The organism is Arachidicoccus ginsenosidivorans, from assembly GCF_007971385.1.
Taxonomy (GTDB): domain Bacteria; phylum Bacteroidota; class Bacteroidia; order Chitinophagales; family Chitinophagaceae; genus Arachidicoccus; species Arachidicoccus ginsenosidivorans.
In genome coordinates, this window is record NZ_CP042434.1 from 1,193,835 (window position 1) to 1,213,593 (window position 19,759).

Consider the following 19,759-nt stretch of genomic DNA (forward strand, 5'->3'; position numbering starts at 1 on the left):
CACACTTGTAATAACATGGATCTTTTATTATTATAGATTATCATAGATTACTATTTAACACATGCGTAAATCAATTTTACTTTTCACTTTCTTTATTGTAGCCATTTTGGGATGTAAGGCGCAGCCTGCTTCCACAGACAGCGCAACCACTCCCGTTAAATTTACAGCCACGGTTAACCGGCTTAATGACTCTTTGGCCGTGCTAAGCATAAATGCCATACTTGCCCCGGGAAATATGCTGATGAGTACGCGTAAGTTTTCTGATGAAGATGCCTTTATCTCTACGATGGAACTGGATAGTTCCCTTAAAGCCTATCAGGCAGCTGCTGATACCATTACCGAAAAGGGGCATCTGCAATCTTTAGATGCACCGGATCTTGGCGGTACCCTGCATTACTATACAGACAGTGCGCGTTTTGAAATGCCACTACATATAAAATCTACAGAGGAAGCGACCCTGAAAGGCGCTTTTACCTGGCTGGCTAAAAACGGGGATGCCTTTCCCAGCGGAGAATATGATTTTGTAGTCCCTTTAAAGAAAGGTTCTGTAACAGCCCAAATCACCCCAGCGGGACCGGTGGCAGAAGGGGTGAGCCAGGAGAGTTCTCTTCTCAAGATCTTTTGGGTGGGGCTGCTCGCTGGACTCATTGCCGTATTTACCCCTTGCGTATTTCCACTGATTCCTGTTACGGTAAGCTTCTTTTTAAAACGCAGCAAAAGTAAGAGCGAAGGCATCCGTAATGCGGTTATCTACTCTATTTCCATTATTTTGATCTACACGGTTCCTACCTTTATCCTGACCAAAATATTCGGTGATGATATTATGTATACCATTGCCACCAGTGCCATCGCAAATCTGCTGTTTTTTGCCATCTTTGTCATATTTGCGATCTCCTTTTTTGGTGGTTTTGAATTGACGCTGCCCAGCAGTTGGGCGACCAAGGCTGATCAGAAAGCCAGTGGCGGCGGTATGATTGGTATCTTCTTTATGGCCTTAACCTTGGTTATTGTATCATTCTCCTGTACAGGGCCTTTTGTTGGCAGTTTGCTGGCACAGGTGAGTACAGCCAGTTCAGCTCATGCGGGATCTGCTGCTGTTTTTGGTATGTTAGGGCTGAGTGCAGGTCTGGCCATTCCTTTTTCCCTGTTTGCATTTTTCCCGAGCCTGCTGCATGTGCTGCCTAAAAGTGGTGGCTGGCTAAACAGTGTAAAAGTCGTATTTGGCTTTATTGAATTGGCGCTGGCCATGAAGTTCCTTTCTATGGTAGATCAAATCTATGGCTGGCATCTTTTGGACAGGGAAATCTTCCTGGCCATCTGGATTGTATTGGCCCTGCTAACCGGATTATATCTTCTTGGTAAATTGAAGTTCTCCCATGATAGTGAGCTGAAATTTATCAGTATTCCCCGGTTATTTTTTGCTATTATCTTTTTGACCTTTGGCATGTATCTGATTCCAGGTATGTGGGGCGCACCGCTCAAAGCCATGAGCGGATTGTTACCACCGGTCACTACCCAGGACTTTGATCTGAATGCATTGCAATATAAAATTGATGGGATTGCCAGTGCACCTGCTTCCAATAGCGGTGATACGGCCAGTTATGCAAGTGCAAAAGCTGATCCGCCCAAATTATATGTCGACAAACTACATGTTCCTTTTGGGCTTACCGCTTATTTTGATCTGCAGGAAGGATTAAAAGCGGCTAAAGTGCTACACAAACCAATTATGCTGGATTTTACCGGACATTCCTGTACCAACTGCCGTAAAATGGAAAATGAGGTCTGGAGCGATCCAAAGGTACTCAGCAGCATCAAAAATGATTTTGTACTGGTGAGTCTGTTTGTGGATGAGCCTTCCAGTCTGCCGGTGGATCAGCAATACACCAACGCAAACGGTAAATACATTTCTACAGTGGGTGAGAAGAATAAGGATTATGAGATCTCCACTTTTGGTGTACTGGTTCAACCACTTTATATGTTCCTGGATGAAAATGGTAAACCTTTATCCATGGAGCATTATGGCTATGATTCCAATATTGACAAGTTCGTCAAACATTTAGAGGACATGAAAGCAGCCTTTGCTGCAGGTAAGTAAAATGCCTATTTGAAAAGATTAAGGAGGCGCGCTTCTAAAATAATGTTACTAACTGCTGGTGTTTTTAAACTGTACAACTCCAGCGGTTAGTCAGTTGTTGCTGTCATGGGAATTGTTTCAACACTATATCCCAGTTGGCGCAACTGCTGGATCAGCCCTTCCTTTGTTTTAAGATGCGCTAAACCTACGCAGATAAGGCTGCAGTGCTGCTCCAGCAAGTGTGGGATTTTACCTAACCAAAGTTGATTTCTGAACTGAACGCCACCGTAATCATTCCCTTTTATGGAACGGTTAAAGTAATAGTGAATTTGTAGCGCATCGTACTGATCCCTTCCTGTCTCCTTTTTGCCATTTTGGGCGTTGTTTTTGGTTTTTCTTCTTTTATTGCTTTTTGTCTGCTTAGAAGATTGGCCTTTAATTTCCTGAAGAACTTGACGAACCGCTTCCTTATCTGTCAATCCATTTAATACAGCCAAAGAACGTTCGTGTGCATCTTCCAATCCCATTTTTTGCATTCCCTTAGCAGCTGCAGCCTGTAATAACCCCTGATCCATCATTTGAACTTCACTTGTTTCACTGGCTAATTGCGCCCCCGAAAGCATGGGGATAGCCATAACAAGCAATTGTGGTCGCATTTTAACCAGGTTGTTCAATACATCTTTATTATTGCCAGATTTAAAGTTAATATATTTTACCAACTGCTGATACTGATCAGGTTTAAGCATATACGCTATACTACTGTCTGAGTGAAAATATAACAAGTTATAATCCACTCCTCCCCGCCTGATGTTGGGATATTCTCCACGATCAACGTCTCACAAAATGCCATAACAGAATCTAGCTGCGGATATTTTTTAACAAATGGTTCATAAGCCTGCACGTGATCGACCCCAAATAAAAAAGAAGGATTTGTCAATCCTTGACCACTTATTTTCCAAAGCACCGTGTGCAACACCTTTTTGTGAAGGTACTTTTGACCATGCACCGAAAAGTAAATGCCGCCGCAGACAAAAAGAAGTAGGACTTGACGCAATAGATGATTGAGCATATTAACTATTTGACTGAATCTGGTTTATAGGTTTATTCAAATATAATCATCGTGGCTGAAATTTACTAAACAAAAAGGCCGACATAGTGTAAAACTATTTGTCGGCCTTTCTTGTGGAATTTTTTTTTGATATTTTCTTTCTCTTACTTTTCTTTCACGTTTTACGGCTTAGTTCTCAAATGAGCTGTAATAGTAAGGTGTCTTTGCCTCAAACTCTGCACTACAGGTATCTACCATTTTGTAGACACGGGTAATGCCTGCTGCCTTACGCTTTTCGTAGACCTGATCTTCTGTGCAGTCACCATGAACAATTTTTGCAATCTGGGCATCACCAAATCCATGCTTTTTGGCATCTTTCAGTAAGTCCAGTGGCAAGTTATCGATGGAGTATTTTAAAATTTCTTTTTCGATATTACATAACAGCTGAATCTGATAAATAAACCAACGGTCAATCTGAGTAGCCTGGACGATGGTCTTTACGGTTACACCTAACATAAGGGCGTCTTTGATCCGGAAGATACGGTCCCATTTAGGCACTTTGATGTATTCCACCAGTTCTGCTGCTTTCATCTGATTTTTACCGTAATAACCCAGTCCAAGTGCGTCGTTTTCCAGACTCTGACAAGCTTTCTGGATGGCTTCAGTGAAGCTACGGCCAATGGCCATTACTTCTCCAACACTTTTCATCTGTAAGCCTAAAGTATCATCTGCCCCTTTGAACTTGTCGAAGTTCCATCTTGGGATTTTAACGATCACGTAATCTAATGCGGGTTCAAAATAAGCGGATGTGGTCTTGGTGATCTGATTTTTCAGCTCATCCAGACTATAACCAAGTGCCAGCTTGGCAGCAATTTTGGCAATTGGATATCCTGTAGCTTTTGATGCCAGCGCGGAGGAACGGCTTACACGAGGATTGATCTCAATAGCGATCAGTTCTTCTGTTTCCGGATTCAAGGAGAATTGGATATTACAGCCGCCGGCAAAATTACCTAAGTCACGCATGATTCTGATAGCGGTATTACGCATTAATTGGAAGGCCGTATCGCTAAGGGTCATGGCAGGTGCCACGGTGACGCTGTCACCGGTATGGATACCCATTGGGTCAAAGTTTTCTACGGTACAGATAATGGCTACATTATCTGCACTGTCGCGCAGCAGCTCCAGTTCAAATTCTTTCCAACCCAGTACGGCTTTTTCTACCAGCACTTCGTGTATGGGCGAGGCTTCGAGTCCCCTGTTCAGCGCTTCGTCCAGATCGTCTTTGGTATGTACAAATCCGCCTCCGGTACCACCTAATGTAAATGAAGGCCGGATTACCAGTGGAAAACCTATTTCCTGGGCAAATTCTTTACCTTCCAGGAAGCTGTTTGCTGTTTTTGCCGGTGCTACCTGGATGCCCATTTCAATCATCCACTGACGGAATAACTCTCTATCTTCCGCCTTATCAATGGCCTTGATGTCCACACCGATTAATCTGACATTATATTTTTCCCAGATTCCCAGATCAGCCACTTCCTTACACAGGTTCAGGGCTGTCTGCCCACCCATTGTTGGCAAAACGGCGTCAATTTCGTTTTCCTGCAGGATTTTCTCAATACTTTCTACTTCCAGCGGCAACAGGTAAACCTTATCTGCCATCATGGGGTCAGTCATGATCGTCGCTGGATTACTATTGATCAGTGTTACGCGGATTCCTTCTTCACTGATACTGCGTGCAGCCTGGCTGCCGGAATAATCGAACTCACAGGCCTGACCGATTACAATGGGTCCAGAACCTATAATGAGTACCGATTTAATTGAATTGTCTTTTGGCATCTTTTTAAAAATATAAATTGCGCAAAACTACAAGTTTATGCGCAAACTAAAAAGACAAATTATGCGCTTGATTAGTGCAATTCATATAAAATACTGGTGCTTAGCGAAATGGCTTTGTAAATAGGGGCATTAGAGCATCAGGCTGGTAATCAGATAATCCAGGGTAAGAATAATGACACAGTTCAGGGTCACAGATTTGGTGGAAGTCCGGCTTAGTTCCACCGTCCCGCCCCGAAAATAATACCCTAAATAAAAGGCCACACTGGAAATAACAAATGAATAAGCAAAGGTTTTTACGCCGGCCACGGCTACTTCATAGGGGTTGAACTCGGTGGTCAGACCGGTCAGGTAATACGCCGTTGGAATATTTGTAGAAAACAGGGCAACAAGATAGCCCCCAAACATACTTAGGGTCAGAGAAAAGATAATCAGACAAGGAATGGTCAGCATCGCGGCCAGTATCCTTGGAAACAGCATGTAATTAATGGTTTGCACACCCATTATTTCCATGGCATCGAGCTGTTCATAAAGCCGCATATACCCCACCTCTGAGGTGATCTTAAAACCAACGACGCCAGCCAGTATACAACTGATGCCCGTAGGCGCAATCTCCAGCATCATGGAATCTCTGACAACGGTTGCGATGACCGAACGCGGTACAATTGGATTGGTCAGCATATAGGCGACCTGCAGGGTCATCACCATACCCAAAAAGATAGAGATAATACAAATAACCGGCAGGGCTTCCAGACCAATAAACTTACACTGGTCAAAAAATTGCTTTCTAAACATCCTGAAATTATCCGGCCGGACAAACATGTTTTTCAGCATGACTACATACCGGCCGAGCTCTGTTAATATGTCCGCTATTTTTTTCAGAGGTGTTGTTTTAAAGGGCTAAACTATTGTATTTCAAGAACTATTCCAAATCTCCGCAGATTTTAAATTCGGCGCCTTCCAGGTGATCGTCTAAGCGGATCTGGCAGGCCAATCGACTGGTATCGTCTGCATCAGGCAGGGTATCGAGCATATCCCATTCTGCATCTGTTTTCTCGGATAACTGATCCTGGCCTTTTTGAAATTTAACATGGCAGGTTGCACATAAAGCCATGCCACCACAAGTAGCCATTATATTATACTCAAAGGCCTTAAGGGTCTCCATGAGGCTCAGTCCCATATCTGTCGGGGCTTCCAACTCTTGTTTTGACCCGTCACGGTCTTCTACTGTAAATTTTACCATACTCATAGTGCTGCAAAGATATATGGTTCCCGCAACAATCTGAACAGTCACCAAAGTTTCAAATAATAAATCGATGCAAAATACATCTGACTTTCGGTGGTTTAATCTTTAACCGCTCAGGTAGCGCTACAGTGCCGGCTGCTCCTTAAATGCCAAAAGCGCTATCAGTCCAACTGATAACGCTTTTGGCATTTAAATGTACTTTCGGTCTATTTGGTGCAAATAGTTGCTATTACTTACCTGCTTACTTACTTACTTAAAACTGGACCTTGTTTTTAGAACTCATGGACGCCATTTACGGTCGTATATTTGAAGCTCAGATGTTTATCCGGGAAGACATGTTTGAAGGCACTTTGTACCATGATCGCTCCTTCATGGAAACCGCAAAGAATCAGTTTTAATTTGCCGGTATACGTATTAATATCCCCGATGGCATAAATACCAGGGACATTGGTGGAATAATCTGTGGTATCCACGCTGACCTGTGCTTTTTCTATACCCAGCCCCCAGTCTGCGATGGGACCCAGTTTAGGGCTCAGACCAAATAGCGGAATCAAATAATCTGCTTTGATGGTTTGTTCCTTTTTATCGGCGTCTTCATAGAAAACGGATTTGAGTGATCCGTTGCCATCGATCTTTTTCAGATTGGCTTTTAGGATCAGATCAATCTTTCCTTCTTTAGCCAGATTAAAGACTTTTTCCGCTGAATCGGGTGCCCCGCGGAAGGTCTCTCCCCTGTGCACCAGGGTCACCCTTTTGGAGATATTGGCTAAGTATATTGTCCAGTCCAAAGCGGAATCCCCGCCACCTGCCAGTACGATTTCTTTATCTCTGAATAGTTCAGGATTTTTCACCATATAGGCGACGCCCTTACCATGCTCAAATTCTTCCAGTCTTTCAATAGCTGGTTTTCTGGGCTCAAAACTACCCAGGCCTGCTGCAATTACAATGACTTTACAGGCGATGGTGGTACCTTCATTGGTCCCAACAACAAACGACTGATCTGCTTGCCTTTCAATGGACTCTACTCTTTCACCGAGCGTAAATGTCGGATGAAAGGGTGCTATTTGTTCCATTAAATTATCGACCAGTTCCTGGGCATTGACAGAAGGGAAGCCAGGAATATCATATATGGGTTTATGGGGATAGATTTCTGATAATTGACCGCCAACCTGAGGCAAAGCATCAATTAAATGGCAGCGCATCTTCAAAAGTCCGGCCTCAAAAACTGCAAAAAGCCCTACCGGACCGGCGCCAACTATACATATATCAGTGGTTATCATATCTAAAAATTAAGAACTCAATTGAAATTTGCTGCAAAATTAATCCATCTGCCTAAGTTATAAAAGGTTTTGTCCAAACATTTTCAATATTGACACTATAATGACAAAAAATATTCCAGTTTGGCAGCCTTCAAGTGTAATTTCTGTCATTATTACCGTTTTGGCAGTTCGGCAAATAATTTGAACGAACAAAAGGTAATCGTCAAGAAAATAGTGAAAATATGAGCATACATGGTAAAGCGCATCATGAAGATGATGAAAAATTCCAGGAAAATCAGGATGTAAATACTGATAATCAATCAAATGAAGAGAATCAGGTAGATGTGGAAGATGGACAAACAGCGCCTGATGCTGTTATCAGTGAAGCAGCCAGATTAGCCGACGCTTTGGCAGAGCAAAAGGAAAAATACATCCGACTCATGGCCGAGTTTGAAAATTATAAAAGAAGAACTGCCAAAGAACGTATTGAACTGATCCAGACAGCAGGCAAGGATATTATTGTCAGTTTGCTGGATGTATTAGATGACTGTGACCGTGCAGAAAAACAAATGAATGTCGATACAGACATAAATCATGTCAGGGAAGGCAGTCAGCTGGTATTTAATAAATTCAGGAAGATTCTGGAAGCAAAAGGCGTTAAAGCCATGGACAGCCAGGGACAAGATTTTGATGTAGAAACCCAGGAAGCAATCGCTGAAGTGCCAGGCACTGAACAGCAAAGCGGCAAAGTGATTGATGTGATCCAAAAAGGGTATTTATTAAATGACAAACTGATTCGATTCGCTAAAGTAGTGGTTGGTAAATAATACCAGATTTTACATTATGGATAGATCAGCGGAGATCTGAATGGGTAATATTGATTACCAAACACACACTGAACAGCAAAACAATGAAAAGAGATTATTACGAGATTTTAAGCGTCACCAAGACGGCAACGGGCGATGAGATCAAAAAGGCTTATCGTAAGGTAGCCATGCAATATCATCCAGACCGTAATCCTGGGGACAAGGAAGCAGAAGATAAATTCAAGGAAGCTGCCGAGGCATATGAAGTGTTAAGTGACGGCGACAAGCGGGCTAAATATGACCGCTACGGTCACCAGGCCTTCGGCCCGGGTATGGGCGGCGGCAATCCTTTTGGCGGCGGCGGCATGGACATGAACGATATTTTCAGTCAGTTCGGCGACATATTTGGCGGTGGAGGTTTCTCTGATTTTTCGGTGGCGGCGGCGGCAGGGCCAGCCAGGGACGGGGTTCCAAAGGCAGCAACCTGCGTGTCAAGATCCGGCTGAACTTTGAAGAGATGGCCGCGGGCGTCACTAAAAATATTAAAATTAAAAAATACGTCACCTGTTCTCATTGCCATGGTAATGGGGCCAAGGATGCCAGCAGTATAGAAACCTGTAAGACCTGTCATGGTTCCGGCCAGGTCAGAAAGGTGCAGTCCACCTTCCTGGGCCAGATGCAGACCGTAGTGGTTTGTCCTACCTGTCAGGGGCAAGGTTCTACGATTACCGCTAAATGTGGTCACTGTAAAGGTGATGGCAGGGTCTATGATGAGGAAACGGTTTCCATTAATATTCCGGCCGGTGTCTATGAAGGATTGCAACTCAGTATGAGCGGTAAAGGTAATGCGGGTCTTAGAGGTGGTCCTGCCGGTGATTTACTGATTGCCATTGAAGAGGAGGCTCATAAAGAATTACATCGCGATGGCATCAATGTCGGGTATGATCTGTTTATCTCCTTCCATGAAGCAGTCTTTGGGGCGCAGGTGGAGGTACCTACGATCGGCGGTCGGGCCAAGATCAAGATTCCTGCAGGTACGCAGAGCGGAAAAATATTCAGGCTGAAAGGCAAGGGATTCCCAGACATTAATGGCTACAACAAAGGCGATCAATTAATCAATATCAATGTCTGGACTCCGCAACATTTAAGCAGTGAGGAAAAAGACGCGCTGGAATCCATTAAAGATTCTGAAAATTTCAAGCCACAGCCCAATAAGAACGAGAAAAGCTTTTTTGATAAAATCAAAGAAGTCTTCTCCTAGGCCACATCAAGCAGGTTACCGGGTTTAATTTTCAAGTAAATCTACTCAAAAAAGGCTACAGGATATCCATTCTGTAGCCTTTTTTGAGTCAAACCTAGTAGATTCTGGCACTATTTTTTGAGAATTGTTCCTATCAGCAAATTAAAACCTTCGTTTAAAAAAGTCAAATATTCATTTTATTCAATTTTGATGCATAATTTTATTCATATATGGAACTAAAAGATCAAATCATCACCGCAATATCTTATTATAAAAGCCCCTTCAAGCAGCAAACCATCCGGGAGGCCAAGCGCCTTAAAGGGCAAATAGGGCTAGAACTGGGCGGTCCCAGCAGTGTATTTAGTAGAAAATCTTTTTTTCCGGTTTACCTCTACGCCAAATCAGTGGATGGGGTCAATTTCAGTAATCAAACGGTTTGGGAAGGCCAGTTAACGGAAGGTGACACCTACAACTATCTATCCAGCCATGGCCTGGGCCATCAGTATATTGATGAAGCAGGTATACTCAGCACGGTGCCTGACAACAAATACGATTTTTTACTCTCCAGCCATAGTCTGGAGCATATGGCTAATCCAATCAAGGCCCTAAAGCGTTGGCATGCGGTGCTGAAGCCTCGCGGAACGCTCTGTTTAATACTTCCTGACAAACGTTTCACTTTTGATCATAACCGACCCTATACTACCTTCGAACACCTATTACAGGACGAAGCACAAGACGTCGATGAAAATGATACAACCCATTTTGAGGAAGTCATAAGATTACATGACCTATCTAAGGATATTGACCAGGATAAAGTACAATTTGAACAAAGGACCCGCAATAATTCCGTTCAAAGATGCGTGCATCATCATGTATTTTCTCCAGAACTGATTGAACAACTTCTTAATTACTGCGGCTTTGAAGTTACCATAAGTAAAACATTTAAACCTTTTCACCTCTTTACCCTGGCTAGGAAAAAAGACTAATAGCGGATGAATCGGTTCATTCAACTTAATCAATAAATAAGGGCGGTCAGTGACCGCCCTTATTTATTGATTTTAACCAGAAAAGCTTTTATTTAATAATCCCTGCTCTTAGGCAACTTCGGAGACTTTAATATCCTGCTCACTGGCCAGATCCAGTTCTATTTTCAGGTTATCGATAATAAACTCTTGTCTTTGCGGCGTGTTCTTGCCCATAAAATAATCCAGTAAGCTGAATATGTGCGCCCCCTGATCCAGTAAAACGGGTTGTACGCGCATATCCTCTCCGATAAACCGGCCAAATTCTTCAGGCGAGATTTCCCCTAGCCCTTTAAAGCGGGTAATTTCTGGTTTTGATCCCAGTTTTTTAATGGCCGCCTGTTTTTCGGTTTCATCGTAGCAATAGATGGTTTCCTTTTTATTGCGCACCCTGAATAAGGGTGTTTCCAGAATATAGACATGTTTTTGCTTGACTAGATCCGGGAAGAACTGTAAAAAGAAGGTCATTAACAATAGACGGATATGCATACCGTCCACATCCGCATCAGTGGCAATCACGATGTTCTTATAACGCAGGCCATCGAGTCCGTCCTCGATATTTAGGGCATGCTGTAATAAGTTGAACTCTTCGTTTTCATAAACCACTTTTTGGAAAGGCCAAAACTGTTGAGTGGTTTACCCCTCAGGCTGAACACAGCCTGGGTATCTACGTTGCGACTTTTGGTTATACTACCACTGGCACTATCCCCTTCGGTAATAAAGATGGTGCTCTGTTGTTGTTTTTCCACCAGATCCTCTTTGTTTTTACCAGAGGGTTCTTCGTTATAATGGATCTTACAATCCCTGAGTTTTTTATTATGGAGATTTGCCTTTTTGGCCCGCTCATTGGCAAGTTTTTTAATTCCGGATAACTCCTTACGCTCTCTTTCGCTCTGTTCAATGCGCTTTTTAAGGATATCTGCGACCGCTGGATTTTTATGTAGGTAGTTATCCAGTTCCCGACTCATGAATTCAAGGACGAAGCTTTTCATGCTCTGTCCACCTTCTGAAACGTACTGAGAACCCAGCTTGGTCTTGGTCTGGCTCTCAAATACAGGCTCCTGCACCCTGACAGCCAATGCTGCTACGATGCTTTGGCGGATATCTGAAGCGTCATAATCTTTTTTATAGAATTCCCTGACGGTCTTTACAAAAGCTTCCCGGAAGGCTTGCTGGTGCGTACCACCCTGGGTGGTATACTGACCGTTCACAAATGAATACAAGTCTTCCCCATAATCATTGGCATGGGAGAAAGCGACTTCGATGTCATAGCCTTTGAGCGATACAATCGGGTAACGAAGTTCATCTTCGTTGGCTTTTCTTTTCAACAGGTCGACCAGACCGTTTTTACTGACATATTTTTTGCCATTAAAATGAATGGTGAGGCCCGCATTCAGGTAACAATAGTTCCAGAGCAAATCATCCAGATAATCTGGCTTAAAATGAAAGTTTTTAAAAACGGTTTCATCGGGGACAAAATGGACAAAAGTGCCATTGGCCTGGGTGGTTTTGGTTTCTTTTGATTCATTGAGCAGTACACCTTTTTCAAAATCCGCACTGCGCATCTTTCCTTCCCTGTAACTTTCAATCTTAAAATACTTACTCAGTGCATTCACTGCTTTAATACCGACTCCGTTTAATCCTACGCTTTTCTGGAAAGCTTTGCTGTCATATTTGGCGCCTGTATTAATCTTACTGGCTACATCCACCAGTTTACCCAGCGGAACTCCTCTGCCGTAATCTCTGGCCGTTACACTCCTATCTTCAATGGTAATTTCGATTTTACTTCCGAAACCCATCATGTGTTCATCGATACAGTTATCCAGGACTTCTTTTACGAGTACATAGATCCCATCGTCGGGTGCGTTTCCATCCCCCAACTTTCCGATATACATCCCTGGTCTTAGCCTGATGTGTTCGCGCCAGTCAAGGCTCCGGATACTGCCTTCGTCGTAATTTGATGCTGTCATACGCCTAACTTATTTAGTTCAAATTTCGTCAAATATAATCAATTTCTGTGCAAAACACGAAAGAACATCTATTCGTTTTTGCAATACGGCTCAAATGTAAGGGTTTCAGGCGTACATTAGGTGATCGGTGCATAAGTTGACCGGATGTTTTTCCTTGAAAAAAATTCCTTGGAATAAATAGGCTGCTTGTTGTATTTTTGCGCTCGAAAATTGGATTTTGCCTCCTTAGCTCAGTTGGTAGAGCAACTGTTTCGTAAATAGTAGGTCGTGGGTTCAAGTCCCATGGGAGGCTCTTTTTGTTGGCAAAAAAGATAAACGCAAGACAGGGTACGGCTATTTTAAATAGAAGCACCCTGTCTTGCGTTTATCGCTTTATTTTACTTTATTGCGTTTTATTTACCTACTACTACTACTACTACTTGCGTATATAGCCATTTGACTTCCTATACAAAGCGGCACAGATCAGAGGCCGAAGCGCCACCCGGCTTTAAAACCTACCCATCCATTTGCGCCACTGGGATCGCCATTTTTCTTACCAATTAACTCATAATCAATTTGCGCTTCAAGTGGTCCAAGTTTACCACCTACACCAAAGGAACCGGTAAACCTGGATCCGCTGGCCAGATCATTTTTTACACTAGCCGTCCCGACATCTGCGTGTAAAAACAATAGATTTAGGGGTAAAAAATTCTGCCTTAACCCAAATCGTACGGGTACGTATGACATTCTGCCTGGTCTTGGACTAACGGATTTATCCTGTGCAAAAGAGCTGTAACCAATGGTGCCCGTCGCATAGGTCTTATGAAATAATTTAATACCGGCTCCCGCTTCACCACCAATGCCGTATTTATAATTTTGCATGATGCCGCTATTACCGGGATTTTCATAGGCCAGATGACCGAAAATAAAGAAAAGTTTCTGACTGTGTGCGGATTGCATCCCCAGCCCAAATGCCAGGATAAGCGCCAAAAGTCCACTGCGCCAAATCTTTTGTGGAATTGAAAGAATGTGTTTCATCAGTTTTATTTTTAATGATTTGTTTTTGTTAAAAGCAAATCCGTAGATAAAGGATTGTATTTATAGTTGTTACGTATCCAAAGTTAAAGGATATTTTGCACTTGTAGCTGTTTAGCTCAACTTAACTTTATCTAACTTCTATCTTGCCCCTTTTCAGACCTTTTTTTAGACCTCTGTTCCTCCTCGACTAATACCCCTTTTCTGGGTTAAACGCAAATATCGGGCCCCTTACAATGACATATATGTCATTGCAAGGGGCCCGATATAAAAAAAAACAGGAAAAGTAATCCATTGGAAAACTTTTCCTGTTCAAGGCTTTATAAATAGCTCCTGATAATATTACAATAATAATATTATGATGCCAGGATTATTTTTTCTTCGCGTCTTTGTCTGCCTGTGCTTCTTCCTGACGTAACTGACGCGTCATCACAATAGAAGCAATGGGAATACGTTTGGAGTTCATGATTTCCAAATCGGGTTCGTTTACATCTTCTACCCGGATATTCTCATTAAGTTCCAGGTTGGTGATATCCAGGCTGATAAACTCTTTCAGGTCTTTTGGTAAGCATTTTACCTTCAGAGATTTCAATTTGGTCACCAGTTTACCACCGGCTTTAACACCTTCTGCATTACCGACCATTTTAACTGGAATGGTTGCAATGAGCTTTTTGCCTTCAACCAGTTCCAACAAGTCGATATGAATCAACTTATCGGTAACTCTGTCAAATTGCAGATCTTTAATGATGGTGGTATATTTTTTACCATCGATCTCCACTTCTGCCTTTTGGAACTCACTAGTGTATACCAGGGGTTTTAATTCTTTAGCAGAAGCATGGAAATTAATTTCCTTTTCACCGCCATAAATTACACCCGGCACGTTCTCCTGAGAGCGAATTTGGCGGGTGGCACTTTTTCCGCTTTCGGTCCTCAGCTGTCCTTTGATTGTAATTGTGTTCATGTTTTATATTTAATGAATAAAAACTTTTTTGTGATAAGATTTTAGGATCTGTGCTCTCTGGTTCTTTCCCGCTCTCTTAACTGAGAATGGAAAAATAAACTGGAGATACTCTTGTTTTCATGCGCATTTTTAATCGCAATCGCGAATAAATCTGCCACAGAAAGAACTTTAATCTTATCAGACTTGCCCTTTAGTGGAATGGTATCACAAACCACCAATTCATCCAGGACACTGTCTTCAATGGTTTGGTAGGCATTACCACTCAGTATCGGATGGGTACATAGTGCACGGACGCTTTTTGCCCCCTTTTCCATCAGCAGCCCTGCTGCCTTGGTCAGGGTACCTGCCGTATCACAGATATCATCTACCAGAACAATATCTTTGCCTTCTACCTCCCCGATAACCACCATACTGGCTATTTCATTGGCCCTTTTTCTGTGCTTGTCACAGATCACCATTTCTGCGTTGAAATAGTTGGCCACTTCTCTGACCCTGTTGGTACTACCCACGTCAGGGCGGCAAAGGTAAGATTTTTTAATTTTAATTGCTCAATATATGGGATAAATATTGCGGAACTGTCCAAGTGATCCACCGGGATATCGAAAAACCCTTGAATCTGAGCAGCATGCAAATCCATGGTAATGACTCTGTCGGCTCCAGCGGCCTCCAGTAAAGTGGCGACCAGCTTGGCGCCGATGGCGACACGGGGACGGTCTTTACGGTCCTGACGCGCAAATCCGTAATAAGGAATGACTGCGACAACCCTTCCCGCACTGGCTCTTTTAGCGGCGTCTATCATCAGCAGCAGCTCCATCAGGTTATCTGTGGGAGCGAAAGTGCTCTGGATCAGGAAAATATAGTCTCCGCGGATACTTTCCAGGAAAACGGGCTGAATTTCACCGTCACTGAACTTTTGAACATTGATTTTACCAAGGGGTGCACCAAAGCGATGGGCGATTTTTTCAGCCAATGCCTGGGAGCCGGTACCTGAAAAAATCTTGACAGATGGATTCATAACTAAATAGTAATATTAGGTGCGAAAATATAAAACTTCACCAAAACCGCAATTTATTTTCGCAGCTTACTGCTAATAGGTGGGCTCGCTTTCTGCAACAAGGGGGCCAAATCCTGCCCTTCTTCACTGCTGTCTTATCTGATTGTCACCCGGATTTTACAACCAAAGTGACTGTTTTAATCCCCTACCCCTATATTTGTCTTTGAAGCGTAAGTTAATTTTTAATGCGCCAATAAAACTTTTTAAGATGGGACTAATCGCCTATTTATCCGTTCAACACCTATCTGCTCCAGATCTTCCCCTCCAGACACTACGCTCAGGTGGGTACTGACCACGCATTTCCCCTGCTAATCGGCTGCACAAGTTGAAAACACTGCTGTTACCTGATGATGTGGAACTCAGGTTAGCCTGATTACATCTGGCACATGAATTAATTAGCACCGAATATAATTATTAGTCATTTAGCGGCTATTTCTTCCTGCAGATCTGCTCATAAAGTCTATCTGCTATCCTGTTTGTGCAGCTGTCCAATAATTCTATCATTTAATATTCAGATCCTTATACAAGATGCAAAAGAAAAAAATAAAAGAATGGGCACTCGATGACCGACCCAGGGAAAAGCTAATCACCAAAGGCGCCACGTCCCTTAGCAACGCCGAACTACTGGCCATTCTGATCAATACCGGCAGCCCAAAGGGTACTGCCCTGGATGTTGCCAAGGCACTTTTAGATATCTGTGGCAATAAGTTACACCAGCTGGCCCGCCTTTCTGTTAAAGAGATCATGGAACATAAAATACCGGGGATCGGGCTGGCCAAAGCTGTGGCCATTCATGCTGCTCTTTCTTTATCTGCCCGAAAAGAACTGGAGGATAAATCCAGAAGCCAGATTACTTGTTCCAGAGATATGGCAGATTTTCTGATTCCGCATATGGCCCACCTTCAACATGAGGTTTTTATGGCTATTTACCTTAATAGTGCCAATCATATTCTGCACCACAAAATTATTAGTACGGGCGGGCTGACGGCCACTAGTGTGGATGTCCGGGTGATTTTAAAAACTGCCCTGCAATACAATGCGGTGGCGATGGTAGTAGCCCATAATCACCCCAGTGGATCACTCAAACCCAGCCCACAGGACCAGAAAATTACAGAAAGTATCCGGGCAGCAGCCAAGTTGATGGAAATTATCATGTTGGATCACATTATTGTTTCCGATCATGGGTTTTTCAGTTTTCTGGATAATGATCTGCTGGAATAATCTAAAAAATGGCTCTTTTTTTAGGACCCTTCAATTCCTAACAAATCCTAAATGCAAAATAACATGATATTTTTACTGATAATCAAACTTTTAGAAGCAAAAGAATTGTGCCGATTTTATTGACGGGAACGGTTCTGATCAGCAAATCCGTTTGAGTAAGTTTAGAATTTATCATTAAAATTCGCTTTGTACGTTCAACTTTTGTTTATTATTGCAAAATTGTACCGTCATATTATAGAAGATTTCGTATTAAAATAGTATATAATCTAAATAGCAGCATGGCAAAAAACTTATTAATAGTAGAGTCCCCGGCAAAAGCCAAAACCATTGAAAAATTCCTCGGAAAGGACTTTGAAGTGGTGAGTAGTTATGGCCATATACGTGACCTTGCGAAAGGTGACAATGGTATTGACATCGATCAAGGTTTTAAACCTACCTATATAGTACCTGATGAAAAATTAAAAGTCGTCAGTTCTTTAAAATCCAAAGCCCAAAAAGCTGAGGAAGTCTGGCTGGCTTCGGATGAGGACCGGGAAGGAGAAAGCATCAGTTGGCATCTGGCTGAGGTCCTGCACCTGGATCCGCGTACAACCAAAAGAATTGTCTTTCATGAAATCACTAAACCAGCCATCCAGCGGGCCATCCAATCGCCAAGGACCATCGATCTGAACCTGGTGAATGCCCAGCAAGCCAGGCGGGTATTAGACAGACTGGTCGGTTTTGAATTGAGTCCGGTACTCTGGCGCAAAATTGGCATGACCGGTGGGTTGAGTGCCGGCAGGGTCCAGAGTGTCGCTGTCAGGCTTATTGTTGAAAGGGAAAGAGAGATTATCGGGTTTACCCCGGTGGGTAGCTTTAAAATTGAGGGTTTTCTTCAGGCGCCTGATATCAGCGGTAAACCCGTTACGTTTAAAGCGGAAGGCCCTGGCAAACTACCCAACAGTACTTCGGCTGAACAGTTTTTAAATTCCTGCAAAGGGGCAAATTATAAAGTAGCGGATGTTCAGGTAAAACCAGCCAAAAGAACGCCTTCGGCCCCATTCACTACCTCTACCCTGCAACAGGAGGCCAGCCGTAAACTGGGTTTTGGCGTGAGTAAAACCATGCGTATTGCCCAGACCTTATATGAAAATGGTCATATTACTTATATGCGTACGGATAGTATTAATTTAAGTGAGACCGCCATGACAGAGATCAGTACGGAGATTAAAAATGCCTATGGTGATCAGTATTACCAACCCCGTAAGTTTAAGAATAAAAACGAAAGTGCGCAGGAGGCTCACGAAGCCATCCGGCCAACTTATATCAGCCATCACAGTGTGGATGGTTATGACGAAGGCAGATTGTATGATCTGATCTGGAAAAGAACCATTGCTTCTCAAATGAGTGATGCGGCCTTTGAAAAGACGATCGCTAAAATTGATATCTCTACCAATAAAGAGCAGTTAACCGCTTCTGGTGAAGTCTTGAAATTCGATGGTTTTCTAAAAGTATATTTAGAGGGTAAGGACGAGGAGGATGAGGAGGAACAGGATGGCATCCTGCCACCACTTACTGCCGGACAGCAGCTAACCTTCAAAGAAATGCGTGCTACGGAGAAATTCACGCGCGCCCAGCCCCGTTATACTGAAGCTTCTCTGGTGAAAAAACTGGAAGAGTTAGGTATTGGACGCCCTTCTACTTACGCGCCAACCATTACCACCATTATGAAGCGTAATTATGTAGAGAAAAGAGAAAAAGAGGGAACAGAGAGAGTTATTCATATATGGACACTCAGCGATCAGCAGCAAATAAAGGCGACCCAGAAAACGGAAATTACCGGCGCTGATAAGGGCAAACTGGTGCCCACAGATCTGGGTATGGTGGTCACTGATTTTCTGACTCAGCATTTTAAAAATGTCATGGATTATAATTTCACGGCCCGCGTGGAAGCGGAGTTTGATGAAATTGCGGACGGAAAGCTGGTCTGGAATAAAATGATTCATGCCTTTTACGGTCCTTTCCATTTAAGTATTGCCGATACGATGGAAAACGCCGGACGTGCCACAGGCGAAAGGGAGCTGGGGGTAGATCCAGCTTCCGGCAAGAAGGTCTATGCCCGGATGGGGAAATTCGGCCCAATGGTACAAATCGGCCAGCAGGAGGATGGGGAAGACAGGCGTTTTGCCTCTCTTAGAAAAGAGCAAAGCATTGAGACGATTTCCCTGGAAGAGGCCATGGATTTGTTTAAACTCCCCATTAGTCTGGGTGAATATAAAGACGCTGAGGTGTTGGCCAATGTGGGCCGTTTTGGTCCTTACGTTAAATGGGGAGATTCATTTATTTCATTACCAAAAGGTAGTGATCCTTTAGAAACCACCATGGACCAGGCCATTGAGTTAATTGAAGCCAAAATCAAGGCTGATGCTCCGATTGGCTACTACCAGCAAAAACCTGTTACGAAAGGAACTGGCCGCTTCGGTCCCTTTATTAAGTGGGAGGATTATTTTATCAATGTGCCTAAGGCATATGATTTTAATAACTTAAGTCAGACAGATATTGATGAATTGGTAGCCAAAAAAATTGAGAAGGAAGCCAATCGTTATATTCAGCACTGGCCGGCAGAGAAAATTGCCATTGAAAACGGCCGCTGGGGACCTTTTATCCGCTTTAATAAGGCGTCCATCAAACTGGGCAAAAAACCGGATGGTCAAAAATTTACAGCGGAAGATTTAAAAGACGTTCCACTGGAAGCGGTCAAAAAAATCATCGAGCAGGAACTTCCGGGTGCTTTTGACAAAAAAACAAAAAAAGCAGCGACAAAAAAAGCAGCGACGAAAAAAGCAGCTAAAAAAGCGGCGCCTAAAAAGGCAGCAAAGAAAGCGGCTCCCAAAAAAGCTGCTGTTAAAAAATCCACTAAATAAGGATATCCCATCTATGGTAAACATACTAAAGGTCGGCGCTCTAATGTGCCGACCTTTAGTATGTTTACTTTAATTTGTACCCCTATTTTGTGAAGGCATTTTATGTGG

The 19,759-nt window shown here is 43.1% G+C and carries 17 protein-coding genes, 1 tRNA gene and 1 pseudogene; 8 read left to right on the forward strand and 11 right to left on the reverse strand.

The annotated features are described in order from the left end of the window. Window positions 1–61 precede the first annotated feature (61 nt). On the forward strand, window positions 62–2,095 hold the full coding sequence (locus tag FSB73_RS04825) for a protein-disulfide reductase DsbD family protein (RefSeq protein ID WP_146780363.1): 2,034 nt from the start codon (window positions 62–64) through the stop codon (window positions 2,093–2,095). An 86-nt stretch (window positions 2,096–2,181) separates the two neighbouring features. Here FSB73_RS04825 and FSB73_RS04830 read toward each other — a convergent pair whose 3' ends face one another. The 6 genes from FSB73_RS04830 to FSB73_RS04855 form a co-directional block, all read right to left on the reverse strand. Next, the gene (locus FSB73_RS04830) at window positions 2,182–2,820 is read right to left on the reverse strand and encodes a TraB/GumN family protein (RefSeq protein WP_146780364.1); all 639 of its coding nucleotides are present in this window, start codon (window positions 2,818–2,820) and stop codon (window positions 2,182–2,184) included. A gap of 5 nt (window positions 2,821–2,825) precedes the next feature. Then, window positions 2,826–3,143, reverse strand: coding sequence for a TraB/GumN family protein (locus FSB73_RS04835; RefSeq protein ID WP_146780365.1), 318 nt, complete (start codon window positions 3,141–3,143; stop codon window positions 2,826–2,828). A 168-nt stretch (window positions 3,144–3,311) separates the two neighbouring features. Further along, entirely contained in the window at window positions 3,312–4,958 is a 1,647-nt protein-coding gene (carB, locus tag FSB73_RS04840) for a carbamoyl-phosphate synthase large subunit (protein ID WP_146780366.1), read from the reverse strand. 129 nt (window positions 4,959–5,087) lie between these two features. Beyond that, the gene (locus FSB73_RS04845) at window positions 5,088–5,789 is read right to left on the reverse strand and encodes an MlaE family ABC transporter permease (RefSeq protein WP_146780367.1); all 702 of its coding nucleotides are present in this window, start codon (window positions 5,787–5,789) and stop codon (window positions 5,088–5,090) included. A gap of 88 nt (window positions 5,790–5,877) precedes the next feature. Then, a complete protein-coding gene (locus FSB73_RS04850; RefSeq protein WP_225974488.1) occupies window positions 5,878–6,204 on the reverse strand; it encodes a 2Fe-2S iron-sulfur cluster-binding protein in 327 nt (108 codons plus the stop codon). Window positions 6,205–6,473: 269 nt separating this feature from the next. After that, the gene (locus tag FSB73_RS04855) at window positions 6,474–7,481 is read right to left on the reverse strand and encodes an NAD(P)/FAD-dependent oxidoreductase (RefSeq protein ID WP_146780368.1); all 1,008 of its coding nucleotides are present in this window, start codon (window positions 7,479–7,481) and stop codon (window positions 6,474–6,476) included. A 221-nt stretch (window positions 7,482–7,702) separates the two neighbouring features. Here FSB73_RS04855 and FSB73_RS04860 point away from each other — a divergent pair, with 221 nt between their 5' ends. From FSB73_RS04860 to FSB73_RS04870, 4 genes are all read left to right on the forward strand, one after another. Further along, window positions 7,703–8,287 (forward strand): nucleotide exchange factor GrpE, encoded by a 585-nt coding sequence (locus FSB73_RS04860; protein ID WP_146780369.1) that lies wholly within the window; start codon window positions 7,703–7,705, stop codon window positions 8,285–8,287. An 83-nt stretch (window positions 8,288–8,370) separates the two neighbouring features. Then, window positions 8,371–8,772: a DnaJ domain-containing protein gene (locus FSB73_RS24130; protein ID WP_225974489.1), complete on the forward strand. Its 402-nt coding sequence runs from the start codon at window positions 8,371–8,373 to the stop codon at window positions 8,770–8,772. 11 nt (window positions 8,773–8,783) lie between these two features. Continuing rightward, entirely contained in the window at window positions 8,784–9,527 is a 744-nt protein-coding gene (locus tag FSB73_RS04865; protein ID WP_262712499.1) for a DnaJ C-terminal domain-containing protein, read from the forward strand. A 209-nt stretch (window positions 9,528–9,736) separates the two neighbouring features. Then, a complete protein-coding gene (locus tag FSB73_RS04870; protein ID WP_146780370.1) occupies window positions 9,737–10,492 on the forward strand; it encodes a class I SAM-dependent methyltransferase in 756 nt (251 codons plus the stop codon). A gap of 108 nt (window positions 10,493–10,600) precedes the next feature. Here the strand turns inward: FSB73_RS04870 and FSB73_RS26325 are convergent, their stop codons facing one another. Together FSB73_RS26325 and FSB73_RS04875 are read right to left on the reverse strand one after the other, a co-directional pair. Further along, a complete protein-coding gene (locus FSB73_RS26325; protein WP_262712500.1) occupies window positions 10,601–11,134 on the reverse strand; it encodes a toprim domain-containing protein in 534 nt (177 codons plus the stop codon). Beyond that, a complete protein-coding gene (locus FSB73_RS04875) occupies window positions 11,089–12,498 on the reverse strand; it encodes an ATP-binding protein (protein WP_262712501.1) in 1,410 nt (469 codons plus the stop codon). The genes FSB73_RS26325 and FSB73_RS04875 overlap by 46 nt, the downstream gene beginning before the upstream one ends. Window positions 12,499–12,717: 219 nt before the next feature. Between FSB73_RS04875 and FSB73_RS04880 the strand changes: the two genes are divergently transcribed. Next, window positions 12,718–12,790, forward strand: a tRNA-Thr gene (locus FSB73_RS04880). 170 nt (window positions 12,791–12,960) lie between these two features. On the opposite strand, the gene FSB73_RS04885 is transcribed toward FSB73_RS04880, so the two are convergent. The 3 genes and pseudogenes from FSB73_RS04885 to FSB73_RS04895 form a co-directional block, all read right to left on the reverse strand. Next, a complete protein-coding gene (locus FSB73_RS04885; protein ID WP_146780371.1) occupies window positions 12,961–13,515 on the reverse strand; it encodes a hypothetical protein in 555 nt (184 codons plus the stop codon). A gap of 367 nt (window positions 13,516–13,882) precedes the next feature. Further along, complete coding sequence (locus FSB73_RS04890) at window positions 13,883–14,473, reverse strand: 50S ribosomal protein L25 (protein ID WP_146780372.1); 591 nt, start codon at window positions 14,471–14,473, stop codon at window positions 13,883–13,885. Window positions 14,474–14,514: 41 nt separating this feature from the next. Next, window positions 14,515–15,488: pseudogene (locus tag FSB73_RS04895) on the reverse strand (ribose-phosphate pyrophosphokinase). Window positions 15,489–16,055: 567 nt separating this feature from the next. Here FSB73_RS04895 and radC point away from each other — a divergent pair. Both radC and topA read left to right on the forward strand, forming a co-directional pair. Continuing rightward, window positions 16,056–16,748, forward strand: a complete 693-nt coding sequence (gene radC, locus FSB73_RS04900; RefSeq protein WP_146780373.1) for a RadC family protein — start codon at window positions 16,056–16,058, stop codon at window positions 16,746–16,748. A 278-nt stretch (window positions 16,749–17,026) separates the two neighbouring features. Then, window positions 17,027–19,651, forward strand: a complete 2,625-nt coding sequence (gene topA, locus FSB73_RS04905) for a type I DNA topoisomerase (RefSeq protein ID WP_146780374.1) — start codon at window positions 17,027–17,029, stop codon at window positions 19,649–19,651. The last annotated feature ends 108 nt before the right edge of the window (window positions 19,652–19,759 follow it).

Coding starts and splice junctions, on each gene's coding strand:
- FSB73_RS04825 (WP_146780363.1), top strand. CDS start 62: ATGCGTAAATCAATTTTACTTTTCACTTTCTTTATTGTAGCCATTTTG.
- FSB73_RS04830 (WP_146780364.1), bottom strand. CDS start 2,820: ATGCTTAAACCTGATCAGTATCAGCAGTTGGTAAAATATATTAACTTT.
- FSB73_RS04835 (WP_146780365.1), bottom strand. CDS start 3,143: ATGCTCAATCATCTATTGCGTCAAGTCCTACTTCTTTTTGTCTGCGGC.
- carB (WP_146780366.1), bottom strand. CDS start 4,958: ATGCCAAAAGACAATTCAATTAAATCGGTACTCATTATAGGTTCTGGA.
- FSB73_RS04845 (WP_146780367.1), bottom strand. CDS start 5,789: ATGCTGAAAAACATGTTTGTCCGGCCGGATAATTTCAGGATGTTTAGA.
- FSB73_RS04850 (WP_225974488.1), bottom strand. CDS start 6,204: ATGAGTATGGTAAAATTTACAGTAGAAGACCGTGACGGGTCAAAACAA.
- FSB73_RS04855 (WP_146780368.1), bottom strand. CDS start 7,481: ATGATAACCACTGATATATGTATAGTTGGCGCCGGTCCGGTAGGGCTT.
- FSB73_RS04860 (WP_146780369.1), top strand. CDS start 7,703: ATGAGCATACATGGTAAAGCGCATCATGAAGATGATGAAAAATTCCAG.
- FSB73_RS24130 (WP_225974489.1), top strand. CDS start 8,371: ATGAAAAGAGATTATTACGAGATTTTAAGCGTCACCAAGACGGCAACG.
- FSB73_RS04865 (WP_262712499.1), top strand. CDS start 8,784: ATGGCCGCGGGCGTCACTAAAAATATTAAAATTAAAAAATACGTCACC.
- FSB73_RS04870 (WP_146780370.1), top strand. CDS start 9,737: ATGGAACTAAAAGATCAAATCATCACCGCAATATCTTATTATAAAAGC.
- FSB73_RS04875 (WP_262712501.1), bottom strand. CDS start 12,498: ATGACAGCATCAAATTACGACGAAGGCAGTATCCGGAGCCTTGACTGG.
- FSB73_RS04885 (WP_146780371.1), bottom strand. CDS start 13,515: ATGAAACACATTCTTTCAATTCCACAAAAGATTTGGCGCAGTGGACTT.
- FSB73_RS04890 (WP_146780372.1), bottom strand. CDS start 14,473: ATGAACACAATTACAATCAAAGGACAGCTGAGGACCGAAAGCGGAAAA.
- radC (WP_146780373.1), top strand. CDS start 16,056: ATGCAAAAGAAAAAAATAAAAGAATGGGCACTCGATGACCGACCCAGG.
- topA (WP_146780374.1), top strand. CDS start 17,027: ATGGCAAAAAACTTATTAATAGTAGAGTCCCCGGCAAAAGCCAAAACC.